The organism is Streptomyces sp. NPDC050625 (genome assembly GCF_040654755.1).
In the GTDB taxonomy this organism is placed as follows: domain Bacteria; phylum Actinomycetota; class Actinomycetes; order Streptomycetales; family Streptomycetaceae; genus Streptomyces.
This window is the reverse complement of the sequence record NZ_JBFAIQ010000004.1, coordinates 114881-141271: the sequence shown is the minus strand read 5'-3', so window position 1 is coordinate 141271 and position 26391 is coordinate 114881. Positions and strand designations below refer to the sequence as shown.

At 72.2% G+C, this 26391-nt stretch carries 22 protein-coding genes; 7 read left to right on the top strand and 15 right to left on the bottom strand.

Going from position 1 to position 26391, the window contains the following annotated elements; genetic code table 11:
• Window positions 1-121 precede the first annotated feature (121 nt).
• Entirely contained in the window at window positions 122-931 is an 810-nt protein-coding gene (locus AB0I54_RS11110) for a hypothetical protein (RefSeq protein ID WP_363295652.1), read from the top strand.
• On the opposite strand, the gene polX is transcribed toward AB0I54_RS11110, so the two are convergent.
• Window positions 875-2674, bottom strand: a complete 1800-nt coding sequence (gene polX, locus AB0I54_RS11105) for a DNA polymerase/3'-5' exonuclease PolX (RefSeq protein WP_363295651.1) — start codon at window positions 2672-2674, stop codon at window positions 875-877. The two genes, AB0I54_RS11110 and polX, sit on opposite strands and share 57 nt — an antisense overlap.
• A gap of 37 nt (window positions 2675-2711) precedes the next feature.
• On the opposite strand from polX, the gene AB0I54_RS11100 reads away from it, so the two are divergent.
• Window positions 2712-3869 (top strand): CapA family protein, encoded by a 1158-nt coding sequence (locus tag AB0I54_RS11100; RefSeq protein ID WP_363295650.1) that lies wholly within the window; start codon window positions 2712-2714, stop codon window positions 3867-3869.
• 31 nt (window positions 3870-3900) lie between these two features.
• Window positions 3901-4167 (top strand): DUF1876 domain-containing protein, encoded by a 267-nt coding sequence (locus tag AB0I54_RS11095; protein WP_363295649.1) that lies wholly within the window; start codon window positions 3901-3903, stop codon window positions 4165-4167.
• A 91-nt stretch (window positions 4168-4258) separates the two neighbouring features.
• Here AB0I54_RS11095 and AB0I54_RS11090 read toward each other — a convergent pair whose 3' ends face one another.
• The 4 genes from AB0I54_RS11090 to AB0I54_RS11075 form a co-directional block, all read right to left on the bottom strand.
• On the bottom strand, window positions 4259-5161 hold the full coding sequence (locus tag AB0I54_RS11090) for a universal stress protein (RefSeq protein ID WP_363296064.1): 903 nt from the start codon (window positions 5159-5161) through the stop codon (window positions 4259-4261).
• An 82-nt stretch (window positions 5162-5243) separates the two neighbouring features.
• Entirely contained in the window at window positions 5244-7655 is a 2412-nt protein-coding gene (locus AB0I54_RS11085; RefSeq protein WP_363295648.1) for a glycosyl hydrolase family 65 protein, read from the bottom strand.
• Window positions 7656-7863: 208 nt separating this feature from the next.
• On the bottom strand, window positions 7864-8538 hold the full coding sequence (locus AB0I54_RS11080; protein WP_363295647.1) for a pyridoxamine 5'-phosphate oxidase family protein: 675 nt from the start codon (window positions 8536-8538) through the stop codon (window positions 7864-7866).
• 29 nt (window positions 8539-8567) lie between these two features.
• The gene (locus AB0I54_RS11075; RefSeq protein WP_363295646.1) at window positions 8568-9635 is read right to left on the bottom strand and encodes a zinc-dependent alcohol dehydrogenase family protein; all 1068 of its coding nucleotides are present in this window, start codon (window positions 9633-9635) and stop codon (window positions 8568-8570) included.
• A gap of 231 nt (window positions 9636-9866) precedes the next feature.
• Here AB0I54_RS11075 and AB0I54_RS11070 point away from each other — a divergent pair, with 231 nt between their 5' ends.
• The 3 genes from AB0I54_RS11070 to AB0I54_RS11060 all read left to right on the top strand — a co-directional run bounded on the left by AB0I54_RS11070 (window position 9867) and on the right by AB0I54_RS11060 (window position 12664).
• Entirely contained in the window at window positions 9867-10454 is a 588-nt protein-coding gene (locus tag AB0I54_RS11070; protein WP_363295645.1) for a hypothetical protein, read from the top strand.
• 84 nt (window positions 10455-10538) lie between these two features.
• Window positions 10539-11864, top strand: coding sequence for a phosphoribosyltransferase (locus AB0I54_RS11065; protein ID WP_363295644.1), 1326 nt, complete (start codon window positions 10539-10541; stop codon window positions 11862-11864).
• 140 nt (window positions 11865-12004) lie between these two features.
• Complete coding sequence (locus AB0I54_RS11060; RefSeq protein WP_363295643.1) at window positions 12005-12664, top strand: universal stress protein; 660 nt, start codon at window positions 12005-12007, stop codon at window positions 12662-12664.
• A gap of 36 nt (window positions 12665-12700) precedes the next feature.
• On the opposite strand, the gene AB0I54_RS11055 is transcribed toward AB0I54_RS11060, so the two are convergent.
• From AB0I54_RS11055 to AB0I54_RS11020, 8 genes are all read right to left on the bottom strand, one after another.
• Complete coding sequence (locus AB0I54_RS11055) at window positions 12701-13624, bottom strand: carbamate kinase (RefSeq protein WP_363295642.1); 924 nt, start codon at window positions 13622-13624, stop codon at window positions 12701-12703.
• Window positions 13625-13628: 4 nt separating this feature from the next.
• Window positions 13629-14630, bottom strand: coding sequence for an ornithine carbamoyltransferase (gene argF, locus AB0I54_RS11050; protein WP_363295641.1), 1002 nt, complete (start codon window positions 14628-14630; stop codon window positions 13629-13631).
• A 30-nt stretch (window positions 14631-14660) separates the two neighbouring features.
• On the bottom strand, window positions 14661-15875 hold the full coding sequence (locus tag AB0I54_RS11045) for an arginine deiminase (protein ID WP_363295640.1): 1215 nt from the start codon (window positions 15873-15875) through the stop codon (window positions 14661-14663).
• A 29-nt stretch (window positions 15876-15904) separates the two neighbouring features.
• Window positions 15905-17395 (bottom strand): amino acid permease, encoded by a 1491-nt coding sequence (locus AB0I54_RS11040; protein WP_363295639.1) that lies wholly within the window; start codon window positions 17393-17395, stop codon window positions 15905-15907.
• 161 nt (window positions 17396-17556) lie between these two features.
• On the bottom strand, window positions 17557-19122 hold the full coding sequence (locus tag AB0I54_RS11035; protein ID WP_363295638.1) for a hypothetical protein: 1566 nt from the start codon (window positions 19120-19122) through the stop codon (window positions 17557-17559).
• Complete coding sequence (locus AB0I54_RS11030) at window positions 19112-19516, bottom strand: hypothetical protein (RefSeq protein WP_363295637.1); 405 nt, start codon at window positions 19514-19516, stop codon at window positions 19112-19114. The genes AB0I54_RS11035 and AB0I54_RS11030 overlap by 11 nt, the downstream gene beginning before the upstream one ends.
• Window positions 19517-19591: 75 nt before the next feature.
• Complete coding sequence (gene pgm / locus AB0I54_RS11025) at window positions 19592-21232, bottom strand: phosphoglucomutase (alpha-D-glucose-1,6-bisphosphate-dependent) (protein WP_363295636.1); 1641 nt, start codon at window positions 21230-21232, stop codon at window positions 19592-19594.
• A 128-nt stretch (window positions 21233-21360) separates the two neighbouring features.
• On the bottom strand, window positions 21361-22638 hold the full coding sequence (locus AB0I54_RS11020; protein ID WP_363295635.1) for a helix-turn-helix domain-containing protein: 1278 nt from the start codon (window positions 22636-22638) through the stop codon (window positions 21361-21363).
• Window positions 22639-22788: 150 nt separating this feature from the next.
• Here AB0I54_RS11020 and AB0I54_RS11015 point away from each other — a divergent pair, with 150 nt between their 5' ends.
• Window positions 22789-24276: a long-chain fatty acid--CoA ligase gene (locus AB0I54_RS11015; protein WP_363295634.1), complete on the top strand. Its 1488-nt coding sequence runs from the start codon at window positions 22789-22791 to the stop codon at window positions 24274-24276.
• A gap of 45 nt (window positions 24277-24321) precedes the next feature.
• On the opposite strand, the gene AB0I54_RS11010 is transcribed toward AB0I54_RS11015, so the two are convergent.
• Window positions 24322-25431 carry an MASE1 domain-containing protein gene (locus AB0I54_RS11010; protein ID WP_363295633.1) on the bottom strand — a complete coding sequence of 370 codons (1110 nt, stop codon included), beginning with the start codon at window positions 25429-25431 and terminating at the stop codon, window positions 24322-24324.
• Window positions 25432-25481: 50 nt separating this feature from the next.
• Window positions 25482-26312 carry a PP2C family protein-serine/threonine phosphatase gene (locus AB0I54_RS11005; RefSeq protein WP_363295632.1) on the bottom strand — a complete coding sequence of 277 codons (831 nt, stop codon included), beginning with the start codon at window positions 26310-26312 and terminating at the stop codon, window positions 25482-25484.
• Window positions 26313-26391 lie beyond the last annotated feature (79 nt).

Here is a 26391-nt window from a genome sequence, read left to right as displayed (position 1 = left end):
AGACTGCACACAGCCCCGCGAAAGCCTCGCTAGCGTTGCTGATCGATCGATTCCCACGTGCGAACACGACCAGGTCGCGGCCGAGCGGGCCGACGGCGCAGCCAACCCAGGAAGACCGCAGATGGACTACTGCTCCTCGTGTCGTCGGCATCTCAACGGCGCCCTGGTGTGTCCCGGATGCGGCGCCTATGCGCCGGACATAGCCCCGCCCTCGGCCCCGCGTCCCGCCGTCCCGTCGTGGGAGAACCCGGCCGCGGCCCATGACCGGCCGGACTTCGGCCCCGGTGACACGGCCCCCGTCGCGGCCCCTGCGGACGAGATCGCGGCCGACACGGCCGCGGAGGCACCCGCCGCGGCGCAGGGCCGGGCCGCGCGCCGTCGCCAGCTGGCCCGGTGGAAGAAGAACAAGCGCCGGGCCGCCGTCGCCACGGCCGTCGCGATCGTCGGCGGCGGCCTGACCGTCGCCTCCCTGGACCGTCACGCCGCCGACCGGGCACAGGCCGCCACGGCACCGGAGAACAACCCGACCGGTTCAGCCCAGAAACCGACCGTGGAGCAGAGCCGCCCGGCGTCGACGCCGCCGCCCGGCAGGCATCGGTCCGCGCACCCCACACCCCCCGCACAGCCGCTCCCCGTCAACACCCCGCACCAGCAGTCCGCCGCCGGACCGGACCGCACCTCGCCGACGATCACGCGTCCGGACGCCGCCACCACGCCCCGGTCGGCGACCACATCGGCTCCGAAGGCGCGGTCCGCCTCTCCGGCCACCGGCTCGGCGACGACCGGAGACACCGGCACCACGGCTCAGCAGCCGTCCACGCCGGCTCCCACGAAGACCGGCGGCAGCGGCTCGGGCACCTCGCAGACGAGCCCTTCACCGGCGGCGACGTCGCCCTCCGAGCTGTGTCTCCTGGTGGTGTGCATCGGCTGAGGCGGGCGCCTCCTTCTTGCTCAGGAAGCGCTTGAGCCGTGTCCGGGGCCAGGTGTTGATCACGTCGTCCTCGGTGAGCCAGCCGCGCTGTGCCGTGCCCACCCCGTAGCGCATGTTGGCCAGGTGGAGGGCGGCGTGGGCGTCGCTGTCCACGGCGAACTTCACCCCGTACCGCCGGGCCCGCAGGATGTCCTCGTCCCGCAGGTCGAGCCGGTGGGGGTGGGCGTTGATCTCCAGGGCGGTGCCGGTGCGCGCGCAGGCGGCGAAGATCTCGTCGAGGTCGGCGTCGACGCCCGGCCGTTTGCCGACGATGCGGGTGGTGGGGTGGCCGATGATGTTGACGTAGGGGTTCTCACAGGCCCGTACGATCCGGCGGGTCATCGCCTCGCGGCCCTGGTTGAAGTGCGAGTGCACCGAGGCCACGCACAGATCGAAGCCGGCCAGGAACTCCTCCGGCCAGTCCACCCCGCCGTCCGGGTCGATGTTCAGCTCCACACCGTGCAGCAGCCACATCCCGCCCCGCCGCCCCCGCGCGCCGTAGCCGTCGAGCTCCCGTACGCGCTCGCGCTGCGCCAGCATCCGCTCGTCGGTCATGCGCTGCATGTACAGGTTCGGTCCGTGATCGGTGATCGCGTAGTAGGCGTAGCCGCGCTCGGCGGCCGCCGCGACCATCTCCTCCAGCGGGGCGAGACCGTCGGTGAGGTCGGTGTGCGTGTGCAGGTCGCCCCGGATGTCCGCCTCGCTCACCAGGTCGGGCAGTTCGCCGCGCAGTCCGGCCTCGATCTCCCCGCGGTCCTCGCGCAGTGTCGGCGGGATCCAGGGCAGGCCGAGCCGGGCGTAGACGTCCTCCTCCGTCTCGGAGACGATCTTCGCTCCGCTCTCGGCGTCGAAGAGCCCGTACTCGGAGAGCTTCAGTCCCTGGTGCACGGCCAGTTCCCGGGTGCGGATGTTGTGCGCCTTGGAGCCGGTGAAGTACTGCAGCGCGGCTCCCCAGGAGTCCGGCGGGACGACGCGCAGATCGACGGAGAGGCCCTTGGTGGTGCGGATGGACGTCTTGGTCCCGCCGTGCGCGATGACCTCGGTGACGTACGGCAGCTCGGTGAACGCCCGCATGAGCGGCGCCGAGTCCTCGGCCGTGGCGAGGACGTCGATGTCGCCGATGGTCTCGCGGACGCGGCGCAGCGAGCCGGCGTAGGCGCAGCGCCGGCAGCCGGTCACCTCGGACAGCGCAGCGGTGATCTCCTCGGCGAGGTCCATGGCGACGTCGAGCAGGACACGGTCCCCGGTGGAGTGCAGCAGCTCTATGCCGTGGAGGATGTTCTCCTCCGTTCGCGGTCCGAAGCCCTTGAGGTCGCGCAGCCGCTCGGCGTGGATGGCCTCGGTGAGCTCGTCGACCGACGAGATGCCCAGCTCCTCGTAGAGCAGGTGCGCCTTCCTCGGTCCGAGGGTGGGAATGGCGGTCAACTGCCGTACTCCGGCCGGGATCCGCGCCCGTAGCTCCTCCACGGCGGAGATGCGGCCGGTGCGGAAGTACTCGACGACCTTCTCGGCGATCGACTTGCCCACGCCGGGGATGTCCCGCAGGCCCTTGGCGTCGAGGCCCCGGACGTCGGCGTGGTGGCCGCCGATCGCGCGGGCAGCCTTCTCGTAGACGCGTGCCTTGAACGCGTCTCCTCCGGTGATCGAGATCAGGTCGGCGTACTCCTGGAGCAGCGCGGCGACCTCGTCATTGGACCGGGCCACTCCTCCAGGGTAGGCACGGTCGTCCTACCGTGGAGACATGAACGGCGGCGGCACGGTGACGCTGTTCCTGTGCGGCGACGTGATGCTGGGGCGCGGAGTGGACCAGATACTCCCGCACCCGGGCGATCCGGCCCTGCAGGAGGGATACGTCGGCGACGCCCTCGGCTATGTCCGGAGCGCGGAGGCCGTGAACGGCCCGATCCCCGCTCCCGTCATCCCCGCCTGGCCGTGGGGCGAGGCGCTCGGGGTGCTGGAGGAGGAGTCACCGGACGTCCGGATCGTCAACCTGGAGACGTCCGTCACCCGCAGCGACGCGTTCGCCCCGGGCAAGGGGGTCCACTACCGCATGAGCCCGGCGAACATCCCCGCGCTGCTGGTGGCCCGGCCCGATGTCTGTGTCCTGGCCAACAACCACGTGCTGGACTTCGGGCGGGCGGGGCTGACGGAGACCCTGGACACCCTCTCCCGCGCGGGGCTGCGTACGGCGGGCGCCGGGCGGGACGCGCAGCAGGCGCGCGCTCCCGTGGCGGTCCCGGTGGGCCGTGGCGGGCGCGTGCTGGTGTTCGCGCTGGGCGCGTCGTGCAGCGGCATCCCGTCCGACTGGGCGGCGGGCCCGGACCGGCCGGGCGTCGCGTTCGTCCCCGCGCTCACCCGGGCCCAGGCCGACGGGGTCGTGGAGCGGGTACGCCGGGTCAGGCGCCCGGGGGACATCGTCGTCGTCTCCGTGCACTGGGGCTCCAACTGGGGTTACCGCGTCCCCGAGCGGCAGGTCCGCTTCGCGCACGCCCTGGTCGACGGCGGTGTGGACGTGGTCCACGGTCACTCCTCGCACCATCCGCGTCCAGTCGAGGTGTACCACGAGCGGCTGGTGCTGCACGGCTGCGGCGACTTCGTCGACGACTACGAGGGCATCACGGGGTACGAGGCGTACCGCGACGACCTCCGGCTGGCGTTCCTGGTCTCGGTCGACGCGGCCACCGGACGCCTCACCGGCCTGCGCATGGTGCCGCTGCGGGCCCGTCGGATGCGGCTGGAGCCCGCTTCCCTTGAGGATCGCGACTGGCTGCGCGAGACGCTGGAGCGGGTCAGCAAGGGTGTGTCCATCGCCGTGGCGGCCGACGGGGCGCTGACGCTGGAACTCCCGGGCCGGTCCGCTCTGGACCGGGGGCCCGGCGGGGCGCAGCCTGAGGAGTAGGGGCAACGACGGGGGGATCAGCCGCACGGAGGTGATCACGGTGGAAGCGAAGCAGTGGACCGTGGAGATCTACATCACCGAGGAAGGCGACGACACGCAGGCGCGTGCCGTGCTGACCACCCGCGACACGTCGACCGTCACCGGCCGGGGTGTGGCGCGGCGGAATCCGGTCGACCGGCCGGTGCCGGAGATAGGGGACGAACTGGCCGCCAGCCGCGCGCTGGAGGACCTCGCCATCCGGCTGCACGACGTGGCCGCCGACGACATCGTCCAGCTGGCCGGTCCCGTCGAGGCGTGAGCGGGCATTGGGTCCCGTCGCGGGTCCCGCCCGGTGCTGTCGGCCGTGCGGGAGCCGCGACCGGCCGCCGCGGCTGAGGGCCCGGCGGGCGTCACGCGTGGGGCACGACGGCCACGGGGCAGTAGATGTGGTGGATGGCGGAGTGAGTGGTGGGCCCGGTGCGCGGGCCGATCCTCCGCTGGGTGAGGTGGTGCCCCACGACCAGGAGGCTCGCCCCGGTCGCCGCGCGCAGGAGTGCGTTGGCGGGCTTGTCCTCGACCACCGTCTCCAGGACCTCCACCTCGGGATACTTGTCGCGCCACACCTGGAGCACCGCCTTGAGGAAGCCGAGCCACTCCTCGGCCCGCCGGGGATCGTCGATCAGACCGATGTCGCCCTCGCCCAGGCCCAGCGGCCCCGGCGGCTGCCAGGCGTGCACCGCCCGTAGCCGGGCCCGCCGCAGCCGGGCCGCCTCGAAGGCGAACTCGATGACCTCGTCGCACGGCTCGCTCAGGTCGACGCCCAGCACCACGTCCCGGTATGCGGTCGTGGTCGAGGCGCTGCCGTCGGGGGCGGGCAGATGCTTGTCCGCGGTCTCCTCACCGGCCCGCACCAGGACCACCGGCCGCAACGCCCGCGCCACCACACCGAGAGCGACCGAACCCACCAGGAACCCGGTGAAGCCGCTCAGTCCCCGCGATCCGAGCACCAGCAGTTCGGCCCCCTCGGCCGCCTCCCGCAGCACCTCGACCGCGGGGCCCTCGACCAGTTCGTCGTGCAGCCGGACCGCGGGACACGCGGCGCGCACCCCTTCCTCCGCCTGACGCAGTGTGCGCTGGGCGAGGTAGCGGCGGCCGGCGGCGGCCGTGGCCTCCTCCTTCGCGCTCGGCGGCGGGTTCCAGGCATGGACCAGACGCAGTGGCCGCTCGCGGCGTGCGGCCTCACGGGCCGCCCATTCCGCGGCGGCAAGGCTCTCGGCGGATCCGTCCACTCCGACGACGACGGGCGGAAGCATCATGCCACCTCCAGGTGTTGGGCCTGCTTCCCGATGCCAGCGTCCTGCGTCCGGCGCCGGACCGGGAGGGGCTGTCAGGGCCTCATCGGGGACCAACCGGCCCACGTCCGGGTTCTGTTGGCAGCCAGCAGGTCTCCCCGGGCTGCAACCGGACCGAGCGGCCGGGCAGCCGGAGGTCGATCGGGGCGCGGTCGGACGACGGCACGGTGACCTCCAACTGGCGGCGCTCCAGCCGCAGTCGTACGCCCCAGTGGCCGTGGAAGCGCAGGACGAAACCGTACGACGACAGCTCGGGCAGCGGCACGGGGTCGAGCCACAGCGCCCCGTCGCGGGTCTCCAGGCCGGTCAGGCCGCGCTGGACCAGGTCGAGGGTGCCGGCCATGGCGCCCAGGTGGATGCCCTCACCGGTGGTGCCGCCCTGCAGATCGGCGATGTCGCCGCGCAGGGCCTCCTGGCAGTACGCCCATGCCTCGGCCCGTCGGGCACGCGCCAGGATCCAGCCGTGCACCAGACCGCTGAGGGTCGAGCCATGGCTGGTGCGGCAGAGGTAGTGGTCGACGGTGCGCCGCCAGGTCTCCTCGTTCAGCCGGTAGCCCAACCGGTCGAAGAGGGACCGGAGTTCGGCTGGTGAGAAGAGGTAGCCGAGCATCAGTACGTCGGCCTGTTTGGACGCCCGGTAGCGGTTGACCGTGTCGCCCTCCGCCTCCAGGATCCGGTCCAGGCGCCGGATGTCGCCGTAGTGCTTCCGGTACCCGTCCCAGTCGAGTTCGGCGAGATCGCCGTAGCCGTCGAACTGGCTGATGACGCCTTCATGGAAGGGCACGTGGAGAGTGCGGGACACGTCCTCCCACTGCTGGAGTTCGGCGTGGTCGAGGCCGGTGCGCTCGACGAGTTCGAGGCGGCGCGGCTCGGGCAGGGTGCTCAGCAGTTCCAGGGCGCGGGCGAGCACCCAGGCGGCGGTCACGTTGGTGTACGTGTTGTCGTCGAGTCCGGGCTCGGGCCGGTCGGGGTAGGCGTCGTGGTACTCGTCGGGGCCCATTACGCCCCGGATCCGGTGCCGGCCGAGACGGTCGTCGTAGAGGGCCGAGTCAGCCCAGAAGCGCGCGATCTGCAGCAGCATCTCGGCGCCCTTGGTGTGCCGGAACTCGGCGTCGCCGCTGGCCTCGCAGTACTGCCAGACGTTGTACGCCACCGCCGAGCCGACGTGCCGCTGGAGCCGGGAGTGGTCGGGCAGCCAGCGTCCCGAGCGGGGGTTGAGATGCAGCGCCTGTGTCTCCTCGCGCCCCTCGCTGCCGCTCTGCCACGGGTACAGCGCGCCACGCCGGCCCAGGGCAGAGGCCGCGGAGCAGGCCTGGTCCAGGCGGCGGTGGCGGTAGCGGAGCAGGGCGCGGGAGACCTCGGGGAAGTGCAGGTTGAGGTAGGGCAGGACGAACAGCTCGTCCCAGAAGACATGGCCGCGGTAGGCCTCGCCGTTGAGCCCCCGGGCCGGTACCCCGACGTCCAGGTCGGCCGTGTGCGGGGAGAGGGTCTGGAGCACATGGAAGAGGTGCAGCCGCAGGATGCGTCCGGCCTCCCCGGGGACGTCGAGTTCGGCCCTGCGCCACAGCTGGTCCCAGGCCCTCAGATGGGAGTCGAGCAACTCGTCGAATCCGGGCGCGGCGCCCACCCGGTCGACGGCGGCGCGCAGGGGGTCGCTGATCGCCGGGTCGCGCGAGGTGTGGAGGGCGACGGTCTTGTCGACGGTGACGGTGCGGCCCGCGGTGAGCGGCAGCGTCAGCCGCTGGACGGCGCGCGGAGGTTCGTGCCGGTCCGACACCGGTGCCAAGGCGGTGAGACGGGCCGCCATGCCGATGCGGATGTCCGAGGTGCGGGTACGGCAGCGCAGCCACACCGTGTCGGGCGCGGCCGTGCCCGTGTCCACATGGATGAGGTGACGGCCGTCCAGGTCCCGGTAGCGCGCCACCCCGGCGTTGGTGACACCGCCGTCCAGCGCGGCCTCGACCTCCAGCTCACCGGTGAAGCCCTCGGCGGTGAACTCGGTGCGCAGGGCCGCCAGGTGCGGGTCGGCCATGTGGACGATGCGCAGCTGGCGCACGCGCAGGGCCCGCCCGTCGCCGAGCCCGTAGCGGGTCAGGCGTTCCAGCAGGCCCGAGTCCAGGTGGAGGACCATCCGGTGGTCGAGGACCTCGGCGGTGTCCGGCGTCAGCCAGTCCGCTCCGGTGGGCCACTGTGGCCCGGTGGGGCGAAAGCGCAGCGGCAGCCAGTTCGGGAGGTTGACCATGTCCTCGTTCTCGACGCGGCGTCCGGCCAAGTCCGAGGTGAGCCGGTTGTAGCAGCCGGCCGCATAGGTGCCCGGATAGTGCACGTCGTCCGCGGCGCACTCGGGCAGCGCCCCGCGCGTGGCGGCATAGCCGTTGCCCAGTGCGCACAGCGACTCCCTGAGACGCTCGTCCGCGGGCTCGTAGCCGTCGTACTCCCACGTCCAGCCCGTCACGCCGGCGGTCCCCCTTCGGCTTGTCGTGCGAGGTCGGGTACGACGGTGCCGGCGCGACGGCGCGCGGCGGGAATTCCGCGCCCGCAAAGCGTCCGGTTGGCACCTGTCGTGGGGCCGCGGTCCACGAGACAGTGGAGACAGGAGCGGCACCGATCCCCCGCGGTGTCGCTCCGCCCGTGCGCCCCGTCGAAGCGGGGCAGGACCCGGCTCAGACGCTGATCCTGCGGCCCGTGACCGTGTCGGGGGCGATGCGCACCCACAGGTCGCGCGGGCCGCCCGTCCACGGTGTGCTGTAGGCCTCGGCATCGAGCCGGCTCCGCTCGTCGGGGTCCGTCACCGTGCGCGCCCGTCCACGCACGAGCACGCTCCAGCCGCGGCTGAACGCGTCGTCGATGCGGTCGACTTCGAAGGCGACCTGGTGGCCCGCCGCCAGCGACGGCGTCGTACCGGCTCCGGTCCTGAAGACGACGGCGCCGTCGACGACGCTGTAGTTGACGGGCACGATCACGGGCCCCGACTCCGTGGACACCGCGAGCCGGCCCACGCCGTGGGTCGACAGCAGCTCCCCGCACTCGCGCGGTCCCAGTTCGGTGAACTCGGGTGCGCGCCCGGCGCGTCCGGGACCGGGAGGCAAGTCGGTGTCGCCGCCGGTGAGTTCGGACACCGTGGTCTCCAGCACCTCGGCCAGCCGGACCAGGAGGCCCGAGCCCGGTGCGGCACCGGGTTGCCCCTCCAGGTATCTGAGGTAGCTGGGGGCGACGCCCGCGCGTTCGGCCGTCTCCGCGCGGGTCAGGCCGAGTCGGGTGCGCCGGGCGACGAGCCGGCGGCCCAGGTCGCCGACCGGCGCTCCTTCCGGCCCGTTCGCCTTCGTGCGTTCGGCCATCAGCGCTCACATCCTCTCGTCGGGTCGCCTCAGTCCGTGCGCACGGCCACTTCGTGCTGCTCCCCGCCGAGGACCACCTTGAGCGCGCCGGTCTCGGCGGCCCCGGCGAAGACCTCGTACGCCTCCTCCATGCGGTCGAGCGGGAAGATGTGGGTGACCATCTGCTCGGTCGGCAGCCGTCCGGCGGCCGCCATCCGCAGCAGGGTGGGGGTGGAGAACGTGTCGACCAGCCCGGTGGTGATGGTCACGTTCTTGATCCACAGTTCTTCGAGGTGCAGGGTCGCGGGCTTGCCGTGCACACCGACGTTGGCCACGTGCCCGCCCGGCCGCACCATGCGGGTGCACAGCTCGAAGCTCTCCGGCACGCCGACCGCCTCGATGACGACGTCCGCGCCGAGCCCGTCGGTGAGGTCGTCGACCAGCTGTCCGGGGGCCTCGTGGACGTCGGCGACGGCATCGGCGCCGAACCGCCTGGCCGCCTCCAGCCGGGCGGGTGCCAGGTCCACGGCGATGATCCGTTCGGGCGCGAACAGGCCCGCCGTGGTGATCGCCGCGAGCCCGATCGGGCCGGCCCCGACGACGGCGACGGTGTCCCCGGGGCGTACGTGCCCGTTGAGCACGCCCACCTCGTAGGCGGTCGGGTAGATGTCCGCGAGCAGGACCGCGTCCCTGCTCGCCACGCCGGCGGGCAGCGCGTGCACGGACAGGTCGGCGTAGGGGACGCGCACGTACTCGGCCTGGGTGCCGTCGATCAGGTGCCCGAGGATCCAGCCTCCGCCGCCCCGGCACTGGCCGTACGAACTCTCACGGCAGTAACGGCAGCGGCCGCAGGCGCTGATGCAGGACACCAGGACCCGGTCTCCGGGCCGTACGGTCCGTACGTCGCTGCCCACCTCGACGATCTCACCGACGGCCTCGTGCCCCAGCACGGTGCCGGGCTGCACCTCGGGTACGTCGCCCTTGAGGATGTGGAGGTCCGTCCCGCAGATGGTGACCTCGCCGATCTGCACGATCGCGTCGGTGGGCTCCTTGATGGCGGGGTCGGGGACCTCCTCCCAGGCGGACTGTCCCGGGCCGTGGAAGACGAAGCCTTTCATGACGCCCTCACCCTCCTTTCCGGTCGGGCGGTACAAGGGCAGGGAAAAACCTCTTTGCCCCGTAGATCCAGCTTGCCCTGCCCTGACGGGTTCCGCTTGGGCCGTACGGCCCCCAGGGCCCGCCGGACGGGGCCCACCCGGCGCCTGGTCGGCCCATGTCGTACCGCCGCGCGTGCTGTCACCTTCGGAACTGTCACGAGGAACGTGAGGACGAGGAGGGGGTGCGCGGCGATGCGCGAAGGCAGATCCGCACGGCGGCGGCGGTGGCTGTGGCGCTGGCGGAGCAACCCGTTGCGACGGCACGACGACATCGTCGAGGCCTGGATCGTGCTGGCCGTATGGACGCTCGTCGTGCTGGGCGGCGCGGTCGCCGGCCTGGTGACGGCGCATGCCGCGGACGAGGTGTTCGCACGGCAGCGCGCCGAGCGGCAGCCCGTGCGGGCTGTGCTCCTCGCCGACACCCCCGCCGGCACGCTTGCGACCTGGGGCAGGGGCGACCGGGCCTGGTCCACGGTGCGCTGGACCGCGCCGGACGGCACCACCCGTACCGGCCGGACCCTGGTGGGCACCGATCTGGCCGCCGGAGCCTCGGTCACGATCTGGCAGGACCGGCAGGGTGGGCTCACCGACCGGCCGACCGATCGTACGGAGGCGTCCGTCGAGGCCGGCGTCCTCGGGGCGGGGGCCGCGTTGGCCCTGACCGGGGCCGTCGTCGGCGCCGGCGCCGTCGTCCGGTGGCGGCTCGACCGGCGGCGTATCGACGCGTGGGGCCGGGAGTGGGCTCTGGTCGGCCCGCGCTGGGGGCACAAGACGGGCTGACCCGTCCCGCTGCCGACTCGGCCCGATCGCGCTGCAATGGAAGGGGGCGGTTCACCGCCGGCGGCTGGTGTGAGGAGGTGCCGTATGCGATTCGACGACCGTACGGACGCCGGGCGCCGCCTGGCCCGGCGACTGGAGAATCTGCGCGGCGCGGACGTGGTGGTGCTCGGGCTGCCCCGGGGCGGGGTCCCGGTGGCGTACGAGGTGGCGCGGGCGCTCGGCGCGCCGCTGGACGTGCTGGTGGTCCGCAAGCTGGGCGTGCCGTGGCAGCCGGAGCTGGGCTTCGGCGCGATCGGCGAGCAGGACGTCCGGGTGCTCAACGAGGACGTGATCCGCGACACCGGGCTGGAGCCGGCCGAGCTGGCGGCCGTGGAGGCGGACGAGCGTATCGAACTGGAGCGGCGGGTGCGCGAGTACCGGGCCGGCCGCGATCCCGTACCGCTCGCCGGACGGACCGTCGTGGTCGTGGACGACGGACTGGCCACCGGTGCCACCGCGCAGGCCGCGTGCCGTGTCGTACGGGGCAGGGGCGCGGCCCGGATCGTGCTCGCCGTCCCGGTCGGGGCGGGGCGGGCGCTCCCACTGCTGCGTGCGGTGGCCGACGAGGTCGTGTGTCTGCACAGCCCGGCCTACTTCGGCGCCGTCGGCGCCTGGTACCGCGTCTTCGACCAGACCGGCGACGACGAGGTCACCGCCCTGCTGTCGCGCACCGCGTCCGGCTCGCCCGCCCCTCCCGACGCGCCCGCGCCGAACCGCGAGGTCGAGGTGCCGGCCGGGCGGGTACGGCTGGCCGCGCGCTTCGTGCTTCCGGAACCGGCCGGGGCCGTGGTGGCGTTCGCGCACGGCAGCGGCAGCGGCCGGCACAGCCCGCGCAACCGGTACGTGGCCGCCGTGCTCAACCGGGCCGGTCTGGGCACGCTGCTGCTCGACCTGCTCACCGAGGACGAGGAACGCGACCGGCGGAACGTGTTCGACATCGACCTGCTGGCCCGGCGGCTGCAGGCCGCGGCCCTCTGGCTGCGCCGGGAGACCGACCTGCCCGTGGGCTACTTCGGCGCCAGCACGGGTGCCGGCGCGGCGCTGGAGGCCGCCGCCGACGACTCCGGCATCGGCGCGGTCGTCTCCCGAGGCGGCCGCCCCGACCTGGCCTCCCCCGCCTCGCTGGCCCGGGTGCGGGCACCGACGCTCCTCGTCGTCGGCAGTCTCGACACCCAGGTGCTCAGCCTGAACCGGCTGGCCGCCGACCGGCTGCAGTGCGAGCACCGCCTGGCGGTCATACCCGGCGCGAGCCATCTCTTCGCCGAGCCGGGCACTCTGCCTGTCGTCGCCGGACTGGCCCGCGACTGGTTCACCACCCATCTGACGTCCCCGGACGGAACCGGTCCGGAACACCCGGACGAAACCGGCTGACGCGCTCCGCACGCGCAGGACCCTGGCCCCAACTGCCCACGGTTCGGGGCCGTTCGGCCCCTGAACCGGCACGGCGGCAGGCGTCAGGGTGGAGGGCGCGTGGGGGGACACGCTCCCTCGTGGCGGAGAGGTGGACGGTCATGCAGCGAGTGATCCTTGCCGGAGTCGATCCCGCGGCGGGCGGCCGGGCCGCGGCGAACTGGGCGGAGGACGAGGCGATACTGCGCGATCTGCCGCTGCGCGTGCTCCGCGCCGGGCCTCGGAACCCGGGCGAGGCCGGGGTGACCGTCACGGGCCCGGGCCTCGGCCCGGAGGACATGACAGCCGACGCCGAGACTCTGACCCGCCCACTGATCCTGGTCCCGGACGCTCCGGCCCGCTCGAACCACACCGGCGGGGTCACGCTCGGCGTCGACGCCCGCCGTCCGGCCGACGCCGCGATCGACTTCGCCTTCGAGAGCGCCCGGCTGCGAGGCCTGCGGCTGCACGCCGTGCACGCCTGGGCGCTGCCGCCGAGCGCCGCCGAGTTGCTCTTCGCCGTACCGGAGGAGGACCGCGCCACCTGGGAGGACCACGAGGTCCAGCTGCTGGCGGACGCTCTGCGCCCCTGGCGCGCGAAGTACCCGGACGTACCCGTGCTCCAGGACGTCGTCCTGTTCACCCCGTCCGAGGCCCTGCTCCATCACTGCGCACACGCCGCCCTGGTCGTGGTGGGACACAGGCGGGGCTCCGCGTGGGGAGACACCACGCGGAGCCTGCTGCGGGCCGGCACGTGCCCGGTCGCCGTCGTACCGTCCTAGGCGCTGCCGGGCGCCCCTGCCGACGCACCCGCCCGCTCAGTCGGTCAGGAGATCCGGTCGGACCAGGGTCCCCGACCTGCCGTGGGCGATCTCGTACGCCGCGTCCAGCGCTCCGATCGCCGCCAGTGCGCCGGTGTTCTCGACGAACCGGGCGACCGCCTCCGCCTTGGGGCCCATGGAGCCGTCGGGGAAGCCGCCGCGGCGCAGCTGGAGGGGGGTCACGTCCGAGAGGGGCCGCTGCTCGGGGGTGCCGTAACCCTCGTAGACGTACGGCACGTCGGTGAGGACGAGCAGGAAGTCCGCCTTCAGGTGCTCGGCGAGCAGGGCCGCGGAGAGGTCCTTGTCGACGACGGCTTCGACGCCGGTGAGCGCGCCCGTGACGGGATCGGCGGTGACGGGGATCCCTCCTCCGCCGGCGCAGATGACCAGGGCGCCGCCGCCGAGCAGTTCGTGGATCGTCTCGGTCTCGACGATCCGCCAGGGGTCCGGTGAGGGCACGACCCGCCGCCAGCCCCCCGTGTCCTCGGCGATGTGCCAGCCCCGCTCGCGGGCGAGGGACCGGGCCAGGTCACCGGGGTAGACCTGGCCGACGAACTTGGTGGGCCGGTCGAAGGCCGGATCGTCGGCCCGTACCAGGGTGTGGGTGACGAGGGTGGCGATCCGGCGGCCGGGCAGGGCGTTGTGCAGGGTGCAGGCCAGCAGCGACCCGATCATGCCCTGCGTCTGGGCGCCGAGCAGATGCAGCGGGTACGGGGCGCTCAGGTCCGGGTCGGCGGCGCTCTCCATGGCGAGCAGGCCGATCTGGGGGCCGTTGCCGTGGGTGATGACCAGCTCGTGCTCATGGGCGAGGGCGGCCAGCGCGGTGGCGACCCGGTCGATGTTGGCCTGCTGGACCGCGGCGTCGGGGCGTTCGCCACGGTGGAGCAGGGCGTTGCCGCCGAGGGCGACGACGATGCGCATGGCTTCAGTCCTCCAGAGTGGCGACGAGCACGGCCTTGATGGTGTGCAGCCGGTTCTCCGCCTGGTCGAAGACGATCGACGCCGGAGAGGAGAAGACCTCGTCGGTGACCTCCAGGCCGTCCAGTCCATGGGTGTCGAACAGGTCCCGGCCGAGGCGGGTACTGCGGTCGTGCAGCGAGGGGAGGCAGTGCATGAACTTTACGTCCGGGTTCCCGGTGAGGGCGAGCGTCTTGCCGTTGACCTGGTACGGGAGCAGCAGCTCGATGCGCTCGCCCCAGGTGTCGGCGGGCTCGCCCATGGAGACCCAGACGTCGGTGTGGAGGAAGTCGGCACCGCGTACGGCGGTCGCGACGTCCTCGGTGAGGGTGATGCGGGCGCCGCTGCGGTCGGCCAGGGTGCGGCAGGTGATGACGAGTTCCGGGTCGGGCCACAGCTGCCGGGGAGCGGCGATGCGTACGTCCATGCCGAGCAGGGCGCCCATGGAGAGCAGGGAGTTGCCCATGTTGTTGCGGGCGTCGCCGAGGTAGCAGTAGGCGATGTCCGGCAGCGGCTTGGGGCTGTGCTCGTGCATGGTCAGCACGTCGCACAGGCTCTGGGTGGGGTGTGCCGTGTCGGTCAGGCCGTTGTAGACGGGCACGCCGGAGTGGGCGGCGAGTTCGGTGACGATCGACTGGGCGGAGCCCCGGTACTCGATGGCGTCGAACATGCGGCCGAGGACGCGGGCGGTGTCGGCGATGGACTCCTTGGCGCCGATGTGGGTGTCGCCGGGGCCGAGGTAGGTGGTGGCGGCTCCCTGGTCGGCGGCGGCGACCTCGAAGGCGCAGCGGGTGCGGGTGGAGGTCTTCTCGAAGATCAGCGCGAGGTGCTTGCCGGTCAGCCGGGGCCGCTCGGTGCCCGCGCGCCTGGCCGCCTTGAGGCCGGCCGCGAGGTCGAGGAGGTGGTGGATCCCGGCGGAGGTGAAGTCGAGTTCGCTCAGGTAGGAGCGGCCTCGCAGGTCGACGGTCATGGTGGTTCCCCTTGCTTGATCGGTGCTCGATCAGACGGCCGGGTCGCGTTCGATGGGGCAGCTCATGCAGCGCGGGCCGCCGCGGCCGCGGCCGAGTTCACCGCCGGCGATGGTGACGATCTCGAGGCCCTGCTTGCGCAGATAGGTGTTGGTGGTGACATTGCGCTCGTAGCCGACGATCACTCCGGGGGCGATCGCGAGGAAGTTGTTGCCGTCGTCCCACTGCTCGCGTTCGGCGTTGCGGATGTCCTGGGGCGCGCAGAGCATGCGGACCTTGTCCAGGTCGAGGGCTTCGGCGAGGGCGCTCGCGAGGTCGGAGTTCGCCGCGACGTCGAAGCCGGCCTCGCGCGTGTCGCTGGGTGTGAGCGTCCACGAGCGCAGGGAGTCGGCGAGGCCGGGATAGATGGTGAAGGCGTCGCGGTCGACCATGGTGAGGACCGTGTCGAGGTGCATGTAGGCGCGTGCGGACGGCAGTTGGACGGCGATCAGCCGTCTGGCCGTGCCGCCGGCGAAGAGCCGTGCCGCCAGGTTCTCCACCGCCTGGGCGGTGGTGCGCTCGCCCATGCCGACCATCACGGCTCCGTTGCCGAGGACGTGGACGTCGCCGCCCTCCAGGGTGCCCACGACGCCGTCGAGGATCGGTTCGGTGATGTGGCCGGCGAACCTGGGGTGGAAGCGGTAGATGGCCTCGGCGTGCAGGCTCTCGCGCCGGCGGGCGGTCTTGGCCATCGGGTTGACCGACAGACGGTCGTACATCCAGCACGAGTTGTCGCGCGGGAAGAGATGGTTGGGCAGCGGGGTGAGTGCGAAGTCGTCCCGGTCGAGGGCGTTCCAGACCAGGCTGTGCGGTGCGGCGATCGGCAGGTCGCTCATGAGGAGCCCGCCGATGAGATAGCCGGCCAGGGTCTCCCCGTCGAGGTCGGCGCACAGCGCGCGCACCGGGTCGATCAGGGCCGGGCCCACGGTGGCCGGAGTGATGGCGCGGTCGAGCAGCCAGTCGCGGGCCTCGGGGACGTCGAGGGTCTGGGCCAGCAGGTCGGAGAAGTAGTGGACGCGTGTGCCGTAGTCCCTGAGGACCTGGGCGAAGGCGTCGTGCTCCTCGCGGGCGCGCTTGGCCCACAGGATGTCGTCGAAGAGCAGGGCGTCGACGTTGCGCGGGGTGAGGCGGGAGAGTTCGAGGCCGGGGCGGTGCAGGATCACCTGGCGCAGGGGGCCGACCTCGGAGTCGACGTGGAAGGTGTTCATGGTGGGAGTTCCTTTGTGCTGTGGTTCGGTCAGTCGTGGTGGCCGAGGCCGTTGCGCTTGCGGGTGCCGCCGGTACGGTTGGTCCGGAGCCCGCGGGAGATCCGCTGGGTGGGCGGGGGTGTCTCGGGTGCCCGGTCCTCCTGGGCCGGGATCGTCACGGCCGTGGGGACGGTCGGCTCGCCGTAGCTGCCCTGGCCCCGCTTGAGCCAGACGTAGACCGGGATGCCGAGCAGCAGGACGAACAGGCCGTAGTAGACGGTCTGGTAGCCGCTGCCCTGGATCGACCAGTACGAGAAGACGAGGGCGAGCGAGGCGATGGTGATGTCGCGGGCCAGCCGGCCGGGGCTGAGGCTGTCGCGGCCGCGGACCAGCAGCCAGTACAGCTGGGCGGCGGCGGAGAACAGGTAGGGGATCACGGCGGTGAGCACGCTCAGCAGCACGATCTTCGTGAAGACGTCCTCGAAGCGCGTGTAGCTGAACACGGTGATCAGCGAGGCCAGCACGGTGGAGGCGATGATGCCGAAGGCCGGGACCCCGCTCTCACCGCGCAGCTTGGCGAAGACGCCGGGGAAGAGGCCGTCGCGGGCGGCGGCGTAGGGCATCTCCGCGCACAGCATGGTCCAGCCGTTCAGGGCGCCGATGCCGGAGATGATGGCGGCCGCGGCGACGATGTCGCCGGCCCAGGTGCCGCCGAAGATGTTGTTCGCGGCGTCGGTGAACGGCGCGGTGGAGGAGCCCAGATCGGCGTGCGAGACGGTGCCGAACACCGCGAGGGTGCCGAGGATGTAGATGAGGGCGCAGGCGAGCGTGCCGTACACGGTGGCGCGCGGCACGTTGCGTCCGGGCTCGCGGACCCGCCCGGCGACCACCGAGGCCGCTTCCAGGCCGAGGTAGCTGAACAGGGCGATGGCCCCGGCCGCGGAGATCGCGCCGAGCGCCGACTGGCCGCTGGCGTTGAAGGCGCCGAAGTTGCCGGCGTCGATGAAGAGCAGCCCGACGGTCGCCATGAAGACCAGGGGGACGAACTTCAGCACGGTCGTGATCACCTGGAAGGCGCCGATGTTGCGCACACCGGTGAGGTTGATCGCGGCCGGTATCCACAGCCCGATCAGAGCGATGAGTACCGATATGCCTGTTCTGTGGCCGGTGTTGACGAAGACCTCGACATAGCCGACCCAGGCCACCACGATCGCCGCGTTCCCGGCCCATGCCGTGATCCAGTAGGACCAGGCGTTGAGGAACCCGGCGAACTCACCGAAGGCCTCACGGGCATAGACGTACGGTCCGCCGCTCGCCGGGACGCGCTTCGACAGGGCCCCGAAGGTGTGTGCCAGCGCGAGGGCGCCGAGGGTCACGACGACGAAGGCGACGAGGGAGATGGGGCCGTAGGGGGCGAGCGCGGAGGGGAGGGCGAACACTCCGGTGCCGATGATGCTGCCGATCACGAGCGCGGACGCGGCCGGCAGACCGAGGGCGGCCGTGGGCGCCGCTCGGTCTCCTCTGCGCGTGGTACTGGCCATGGCTGTGCTCCTTGTGCGGTCCGATACGGAGGGGTCGGCCCAACAGCCATGCTTCTGTGGCGCGCAGAGGTGCGGACAGCGGCCGGATGGCCCGGAGGGGGTCCGATGGTCCTCTTGTACCGGGCCCGCTCAGCCCAGGTGAGCGTGCGGTCGTCCGGGTGTCAGTAGCTGCTGCCGAGGGTCCGCGTCGTGTAGGCGCACTCCGTGTAGATGTAGCCGGAGCGGAGCTTGGCGGTGTCGGAGGCGGGGGTCGCCGTGCTGAGGTCCCGCGGCTTGTGCACGAAGTAGGTGGTGCCGGGCGGCAGGCTGATCGTGCGCTGTGGGTAGTGCCTGCCGCTGTCGCTGCAGGGCTTGAATCCGATCGTGATCGAGGCGGCGAAGGAGTAGGCCTTGCAGCTGCCGCAGGCCTTGAGCGAGAAGCTTCCGGTGACCGGGCCGGTGTAGTAGACCGTGATGGGGTCGGGACTGTCGTTCTTGACGGTGACGGAGATGCTGCCGCCGGAGGCGGTGGTGGGCAGCCGTTTCCCGGCGGCCGGCAGTGTCTGGGCGACCTCGGCCGCGATGGAGATCTTCTTCGCGCGGGCCCGGTTCTTGTCGTTCTTGTTGTCGGCGACGAACTCGTCCATGGTCTTCTGCGCCGCCTCGAAGTCGCCGTCCTTGTACTGGTCGACTCCGCAGGCGTACTCCCCCGAGTCGGCGCTCCGGCCGGCCCGGTCGGCACTCTTCGTCAGATCAGCTGCGGCGTCACCCGCGCTCCCCGAGAGGTCGGTGATCCGGGTGGTCAGGCCGCGCAACCGCTCGACGGCGGCGCAGGGGTCGGAGCCGCGTACGTCCTTCTCCGTGCCGGTCACCGCGAGGTCGACGGCGGGCGCGACCTTCGTCGTCTGCTCGGACCGGGGGAAGGTGCTCAGCAGTTCACCGAAGTGGGTGACCCAGTCCGCCTCGCCGGAGGACAGGCTGCTCGATCCGCACTCGTAGAGCGAGGTGGCCAGCCGGTCGTCGGGCCACCGGGTCAGCGCGCCGAGCTCCTCCTTCGGCATGGTGCGCGGCACCGTACGCAGGTACTTCAGCGGTGCGATCGCCTCGCAGTAGCGCTTGTGGCCGTAGTCCGCACCGACCGTCGCGTAATAGGTCTCCATGCTGCCGGGGACACGGTCGGCCGCGCGGGAGCCGGAATGGTGGGCCGCGAGGTCCTCGTAGACGTCCAAGGCGGTGCCGTAGTCGGACCTCGCGCTCTCGAAGGACCGTCGGCCGCTCTGCGCCACCAGCTGGTCGGCCTTGTGGAGCCGGTCGAGGAGCTGTTGCTGGATCGCTTCCTCGCGGGCGTCGTCGTACAGCACCGTGCCGCCGACCGGTGCGGCGAGGAGAAGCACCCCCAGCAGCAGCGCGAGGGACGGCCTTCCGGGCCAGGCCAGCGGGGTGCGCAATCCTGCGAACGCGCCGTGGACGGCGGCCAGAGCGAGGAACACGAGGTAGACGGCGAGCGCGAGTCCCGGGACCCCGTCCGCGTCCGCGGGCAGGGCGACGAGCAGCAGGACGGCCGTCGCCGCCCAGCACACGGCCATCAGGACCCAGCGACGGACGAGGGCGTAACCGAGGCCGAGACCGCTGAGATTGAGCAGGGCGACCGCCGCCGCCCGCCAGGCGTCCGGCGGTGCGGGCGGCGGGCTCGACGGCATGGGCGGAACGACGAAGCCATGGCTGGGGCCGTACGGATCACCGGACATGCGGGCTCCCCCCGTCAACACGACCCATATGTCTGCGAGTTGGCAGTGTACGGCCAATGGTGGGGGTTCGACAGGGCTCCCAGCACCCTCGGCGCGGCACGGGCGCGGGGTGTGGCACGGAGGTCAGCACCGCGGAGACGACGCCCTTCGGCGACGCCATGACGTCGGTCACGAAACGCAGCCGTCCGACGCGGAGTTGACTGAGACCGGCGCCGTGGTCGGTGGCCACCGCGAGCAGCACCAGCAGTTCCGTGCCCAGCCCCAGCAGCCGCCGGAGCCGTGCGAAGACCTTGTCGCTCCAGCGGCCCGCGAGCGTCGGCATGCCACCGGCGGCGGGCAGGCCGGCCGGCAGACGGGCGCGGTCCTGTCCCGCGGTGACGAACAGCCGTACCACGTCGGCGTATTCGGGGTTCCCGGCCGCCTCGGCCGTCCCGTCGACGGAACCGTTCCCGCGGGACCGCCGGGGGCGTCAGCCGCCCAGTGCCGTCAGCACCACCGACTTGGCCTCCTCCTGCACCCGGGCGAGGTGGTCGGGGCCGAGGAACGACTCGGCGTAGATCTTGTAGACGTCCTCGGTGCCCGAAGGCCGTGCCGCGAACCAGGCGTTGGCGGTGGTCACCTTGATGCCGCCGATCGAAGCGCCGTTGCCGGGAGCCTCGGTGAGGACCGCGGTGACCTCCTCTCCCGCCAGGCTGCGCGCGGTGACCTGGGCCGGCGAGAGCTTCGCGAGGAGGGCCTTCTCCTCGCGCGTGGCCGGCGCGTCGATGCGCGCGTAGGCGGGCCGGCCGAAGCGGGCGGTGAGTTTGGCGTAGTGCTTGGACGGCGTGCGCTCGGTGACGGCCGTGATCTCGGACGCGAGGAGCGCGAGGAGGATGCCGTCCTTGTCCGTCGTCCACACCGAGCCGTCCCGGCGCAGGAAGGACGCCCCGGCCGACTCCTCGCCGCCGAAGCCGAGCGACCCGTCGAGCAGCCCGTCGACGAACCACTTGAATCCCACGGGCACTTCGACCAGTTCACGGCCGAGGTCGGCGGCGACGCGGTCGATCATCGAGGACGACACCAGCGTCTTGCCGATCCCCGTGCCGGCGGGCCACTGCTCGCGGTGCTCGTAGAGATAGGCGATGGCGACGGCGAGATAGTGGTTGGGGTTCAGGAGACCCGCGTCCGGTGTGACGATGCCATGGCGGTCGGCGTCGGCGTCGTTGCCCGTGGCGATGCGGAAGCGGTCGCGCCGCTCGATGAGCGAGGCCATGGCGTACGGCGACGAGCAGTCCATGCGGATCTGGCCGTCCCAGTCCAGCGTCATGAACCGCCATGTGGGGTCGGTGTGCGGGTTGACCACCGTCAGATCCAGGCCGTGCTGCTCGGCGATACGGCCCCAGTAGGCGACGGACGCCCCGCCCAGCGGGTCGGCGCCGATCCGCACACCTGCCGTGCGGATCGCGTCGATGTCCAGCACACCGGGCAGGTCGGAGACATAGCTGCCGAGGAAGTCGTACCGCTCGGTCGTGGGTGCGGCGAGCGCGCGCGGGTAGCTGATGCGGCGTACGTCCTTGAGACCGCCGGCGATGATCTGGTTGGCCCGGTCCTGGATCCAGGAGGTCGCCTCGGAGGCGGCCGGGCCGCCGTTCGGCGGGTTGTACTTGAAGCCGCCGTCGGCGGGCGGGTTGTGCGACGGGGTGACCACGACGCCGTCCGCGAGGCCGGTGCCACGGCCCCGGTTGTGGGTGAGGATGGCGTGCGAGACCGCCGGGGTGGGGGTGTAGCCGTCCTCGCTGTCGATGAGCACGGTCACGTCGTTGGCGGCGAACACCTCAAGGGCGGTGACCCTCGCGGGCTCCGACAGCGCATGCGTGTCGGCTCCGAGGAAGAGGGGGCCGTCGACGCCCTGGCCGTCGCGGTACTCGCAGATGGCCTGGCTGGTGGCGGCGATGTGGTCCTCGTTGAACGCGGTCGCCAGCGACGATCCGCGGTGTCCGGAGGTGCCGAACGCCACCCGCTGTCCGGGCTCGGCCGGGTCGGGGTGCAGTGCGTAGTACGCCGTGACCAGCCGGGCCACGTCGACAAGGTCCTCGGGACCGGCCGGCTTGCCCGCTCGCTCGTGCGGCATGGGTCCGCTCCTCCGCATCGGTTGATCCGTCGCTCGACGTCTCATCATTCCCCTTCACGGCCGGGGAACGCGAGTGGGCCACGACCTGCTCGCTCCGGCGTGGGGGCACGACCGTGTCCGGCCGTTGCTCATCGTGGAGCGGGCGTGCCCGAGGCGGTCGGCGTCTGGACTCGGGCTCGCACCGCGCACGCGGCGGGCTCCGCCGGCCTCGGCCGCGGCACGCCTTCCGCTCCCGCGCCGTTCGGCGTGGCACCGCGGACCGCGAGGAGCGCCGCGCCCAGGTCCGCCGCCGTTCGCGGGTCCGAGAGGGAACGGCCCGTCAGTTCCTCGATACGGCGCAGCCGGTAGCGGACGGTGTTGGGATGGACGAACAGGCTCCGGGCCGCGTCGGCGGCGGAGCCGGCCGCGGCGAACCAGTGCTCCAGGGTCTCCAGCAGACGGGCGCGTTCCGGCGCCGGGAGGTCGAGGACGGGTCCGAGGGTGACCGTCACCAGGTGAGCGGCTTCCACCGGGGCGGCCGCGACGACCATGGCCAGGGGGTTGTCGTCGAAGCGCGCGACGCCGGGGCCGGTGCCCGGGAGGCCCGCCAGGGCCAACCGGGCGAAGCGCAGGGCCTGCGGGGTGTCGCGCAGTGCGTGGAAGCCGGGGCTGATGCCCACGCGGGCGTGTGTGCGGCGCAGGATGCGCAGACCGGTGCTCTCCGCCGTCGGCGTGGCCAGGGCGACCAGACCGATCTGCTGGTCGGGCAACAGCCGCCAGGCGGACGGAAGCTGGGCCTGGCGCAGCGCGGTCTCGATTCCGGCCAGCGGCTCCGTACCCGGCGCCGTGGACTCGGCGGCGACCACGGCGTAGGGTCCGCGCTCGGGCAGGCCCAGTTCGCGGGCGGCCTCCCACAGGGTGGTGCGGTCGGCGATGGCGCCGGTGAAAAGCGCTTCCACCAGTGCGGAGCGGCGGGCTTGGCGTTGCAGGGTCAGTTCGGCGGTGGTCTCCCGGTGGGCCTCGGCCACGGCCTCGGCAAAGAGGCCGAACAGCGACCAGATCTCGGCGGAGCGGGCCACCAGTTCGGCGTCCGGCACCTCCGGATGGGTGCCGGCCTCCTTGACGATCTCCGACCACAGGAACTCGAAGCCGACCCGGTAGGCGTGCAGGGTGTCGGCGAGGGGCATGCCGTGCTCGGCGCGGATGCGGCCGGTCTCACGGGCGGGTCCGGGGTCCGGGGCGCCCGGGCGGAGGAAGTGTCTGAGGACCAGGTCGGCGTTGGCCGTGCACGAACGGCGCAGCGAGTCGAAGGGGATGAGCGCTTCATCCCCATATGCATCGATGTCGGAGCGTATGCGCTCCGCCAGCCGCTCGCCCAGTTCCGGAAGCCGTGCGTGGATCGCCGCGGCGACACCCGAGAAGTCCATCGGCGCAGTGTAGCGCCCGGTTTTTGTTCCCAGGAACAACGCGGTGAAAGGGAAGCTGTCGCCCCTCCCATAGGTCGTCGCCCTCGGCGGCAGCACCATGTCGTCAACGTGAACGGCGGATTTCGACGGTGACATTCGTGGAGGCGGGGCATGCCCAATCTGGCGGAGTTCTTGGTACGGACGGCGGAGCGGCAGCCGGAGCGGGACGCGCTGCGTCTGGGAACGCAGGTCACCACCTACGCCGAACTGGACGAGCGCAGCGCCCGGGCCGCGGCACTGCTGCGGGCCGAGGGCGTACGACCGGGTGACCGGGTGGCCCTGATGCTGCCGAACGTCCCCGAGTTCGTCGTGCTGTACTACGGCGCGCTGCGCGCCGGGGCGATCGTCGTGCCGATGAACCCGCTGCTGAAGACCCGGGAGACCGAGTACCACCTGAACGACTCCGGGGCGGCGCTGCTGTTCGAGTGGCACCAGGCACCCGGTGAGGGCGCCCAGGGGGCGGCCGCCGCCGGCGTGCGGCACATCGCGGTCGAGCCCTCCCACTTCGCCGGACTGCTGGCCGGTCAGGAGCCGCTGACCGAGGTGACGGAGACGGCCGCCGACGACGTGGCCGTGCTCCTGTACACCTCCGGCACCACGGGACGCCCCAAGGGCGCTGCGCTCACCCATGGGAGCCTGCGGCACAACACCGAGGTCAACGCCGTTCATGTGCAGCGCATCACGTCCGAGGACGTGGTCGTCGGCTGTCTGCCGCTGTTCCACATCTTCGGCCAGATCTGCACGATGAGCGTGGCCGTCCGCAGCGGGGCCTCGCTCACCCTGATCCCGCGCTTCGACCCGCAGGCCGTGCTGGACGCGATCGCCCGCGACCGGGCCACGGTCTTCGAGGGCGTGCCGACGATGTACGCGGCGCTGCTGCAGCATCCGTCGGAGGCGGACGTGTCGACGCTGCGGATGTGCGTCTCGGGCGGAGCCTCGCTGCCCGTGGAGGTGCTGCACGGCTTCGAGCGGCGCTTCGGCTGCATGGTGCTGGAGGGCTTCGGCATGTCCGAGACGAGCCCGGTGGTGTCCTTCAACCACCCCGACCGGCCGCGCAAGCCGGGGTCGGTCGGCACTCCGATCCTGGATGTGGAGGTCCGGCTGCTGGACGAGAAGGGCCAGGACGTGGGCCCCGGCGAGGTCGGCGAACTGGCCGTGCGCGGACCGAACGTGATGAAGGGCTACTGGAACCTGCCCGAGGAGACGGCGACGGCGATCCCGGACGGCTGGCTGCGCAGCGGCGATCTCGCCCGGCGGGACGAGGACGGCTATCTGTACATCGTCGACCGCAAGAAGGACATGATCATCCGCGGTGGCTACAACGTCTACCCGCGCGAGATAGAGGAGATCCTGCACGAGCACCCGGCCGTCGCGCTGGCCGCCGTGGTGGGCCTGGCGCACGAGCATCTCGGCGAGGAGGTAGCGGCCGCGGTCGTCCTGCGCAAGGGCGCCGAGGCGACGCCCGACGAGCTGCGCGAGTTCGTCAAGGACCGGGTGGCGGCGTACAAGTACCCGCGATCGGTCTGGTTCGTGGACGCGCTGCCGACAGGCCCCAGCGGCAAGATCCTCAAGCGGGAGATCACCGCGCCGGCCGGGTGACGACGGTCCGCGCACGCCGAACGCCGTCAACCCCCGCTCCGACCATCAGGGCGGGGGTTCCCGGCGTTCAGGGGGCTGCTCGTCGGCCTCGCCCGCGTCGGCCTCGCCCGCGTCGGCCTCCCCTGTGGCGGCCTCCCCTGTGGCGGCCTCCCCTGTGGCGGTCTCCCCTGTGGCGTCGTCGGTCGGCGCGCGGTTCGGCGGGGTGTCGCCCGCGGTCAGGTGTTCGAGCACCTCGACGAGTTCCTGGCAGGCCTGTTCCACGGACAGCCTGGTGTTGCGCTGCTCGGTGATCACGGCCGACAGGAGCAGGGCGGTCAGGGCCATGGTCCCGTTGAAGGCCTGGAGCTTCATCATGACCTCGACGGGGGTCAGCCGCGCGAACGGCCCGAGGTGCTCCGTCGCCGCGATGGTGGCCAGGACGGACGTGAGGAGGGCGCACAGGATGCTGCCCACGAGCCGGAAGCGCAGCGCCGCCCAGACGAGGAGCGGATAGACCAGGAACAACAGGCTGACGGAGCTGCGCGTGGCCAGGGGTACGAGACCGCAGGCGACCAGCGTGACGACCAGGGCCTCCTTCCACCGCGTCATCCTCAGGGGCCAGGTGATCCTGTGCAGTATCAGCAGGATCGGGGTGACGATCAGGACGCCCATCGCGTCGCCCACCCACCACGCCAGCCAGATGAGTCCGGAGTCGTGCAGGGGGAGCTTGCCCACGAGGACGAGGAGACCGACGCCGACGGTCGCGCTGAGCAGCATGGCGGCCAGCGCACCGAGGAACACCAGTGCGAGGCCGTCCCGTAACCGGTTGAGCTCGGTCCGGAAGCCGACGTGGCGCAGCATGAAGTACGCGCACAGGGGTGCGGCGGTGTTTCCCGCCACGATGCCGGCCGCGTCGCGGCCCGGCGGGCTGATGGAGGCGATGACGAGGAAGGCGCCGAGCGCGATACCGGGCCAGATGCCCACCCCGAGGAGCAGCAGACTGGCCACCGCGAGGCCGGTCGGCGGCCAGATGGGGGTGACCACGGCTCTTTCGACGACGAGCTGGCGAAGGAGTCCGAGCCGCCCTGCCGCGTAGTAGCAGACAGCGACGGCCAGCACCTTGAGGACGTAGACGGCCGTCCGGCGCAGCTCCTGGGTACCCACCACAGCTGCCATCAGACACCGATGCCGCGCCGTCGGCGAGGCGAGAAACGCGGCGACGGGCCCTATGGCCGAAGGCCGGGCCCCTCGTGGCCCACGACGAGCACGGCCGCGTCGTCCTCGTGCCCGACGAGCTCGGCGCCCTTGATCACGGCGGCGGCCAGCGACTCCGCGTCCAGACCCGCGACGGCCGCGCCGCCGGCGAGCCGTACCACGTGGTCGAGCCCCTCGTCGACGCTCAGCCGGGGCCCCTCCACGACGCCGTCGGTGAGGAGGATGAAGACTCCGCCCGTGCTGAGCCGGAAGCGGGCCACCGGATATTCCATGCCCTGCTCGATACCGAGCGGCGGTCCCCCGTAGTCCTCGGCGATCCCGGACCTGCCGTCCGGCGTGGCCCAGACGAAGGGGATGTGGCCGGCCCGCGCGCTCTCCAGCAGCCCGGTGGACGGGTCGAGCCGCACAAAGGTGCAGGTGGCGAAGAGGTCGCTGCCCAGGGACAGGAGCAGGTCGTTGGTGCGGCCGAGCAGCTCGCCCGGCTCGCTGGTGACGGAGGCGAGCGCCCGCAGCCCGGCCCGGACCTGGCCCATGAAGGCGGCCGCCTCGATGTTGTGGCCCTGGACGTCGCCGATGGACAGGCCGATGCGGCCGTCGGGCAGCGCGAAGGCGTCGTACCAGTCGCCGCCCACGTTCAGGCCGTAGCAGGCGGGGGCGTACTGAACGGCCAGGCGGAAGCGGGGGTCGGTGGGCAGGTCCCTGGGCAGCATGCCGCGCTGCAGGGCGATGGCCAGCTCGACCTGTGAGCGCTGCAGCTCCGCGCGCTCGCGCGCCTGCGCGGTGAGCCATCGGAGTCTTTCCAGCAGCTCGTCCGCGTCGGGCATTGAGCGCTTGCGGGGCATGATCACTCCGGCGAGACACTAGTCCCTCGAGACAGCAGTCCCGTATGGATAAACCCCTAGATTTTACCTTTATACGGTC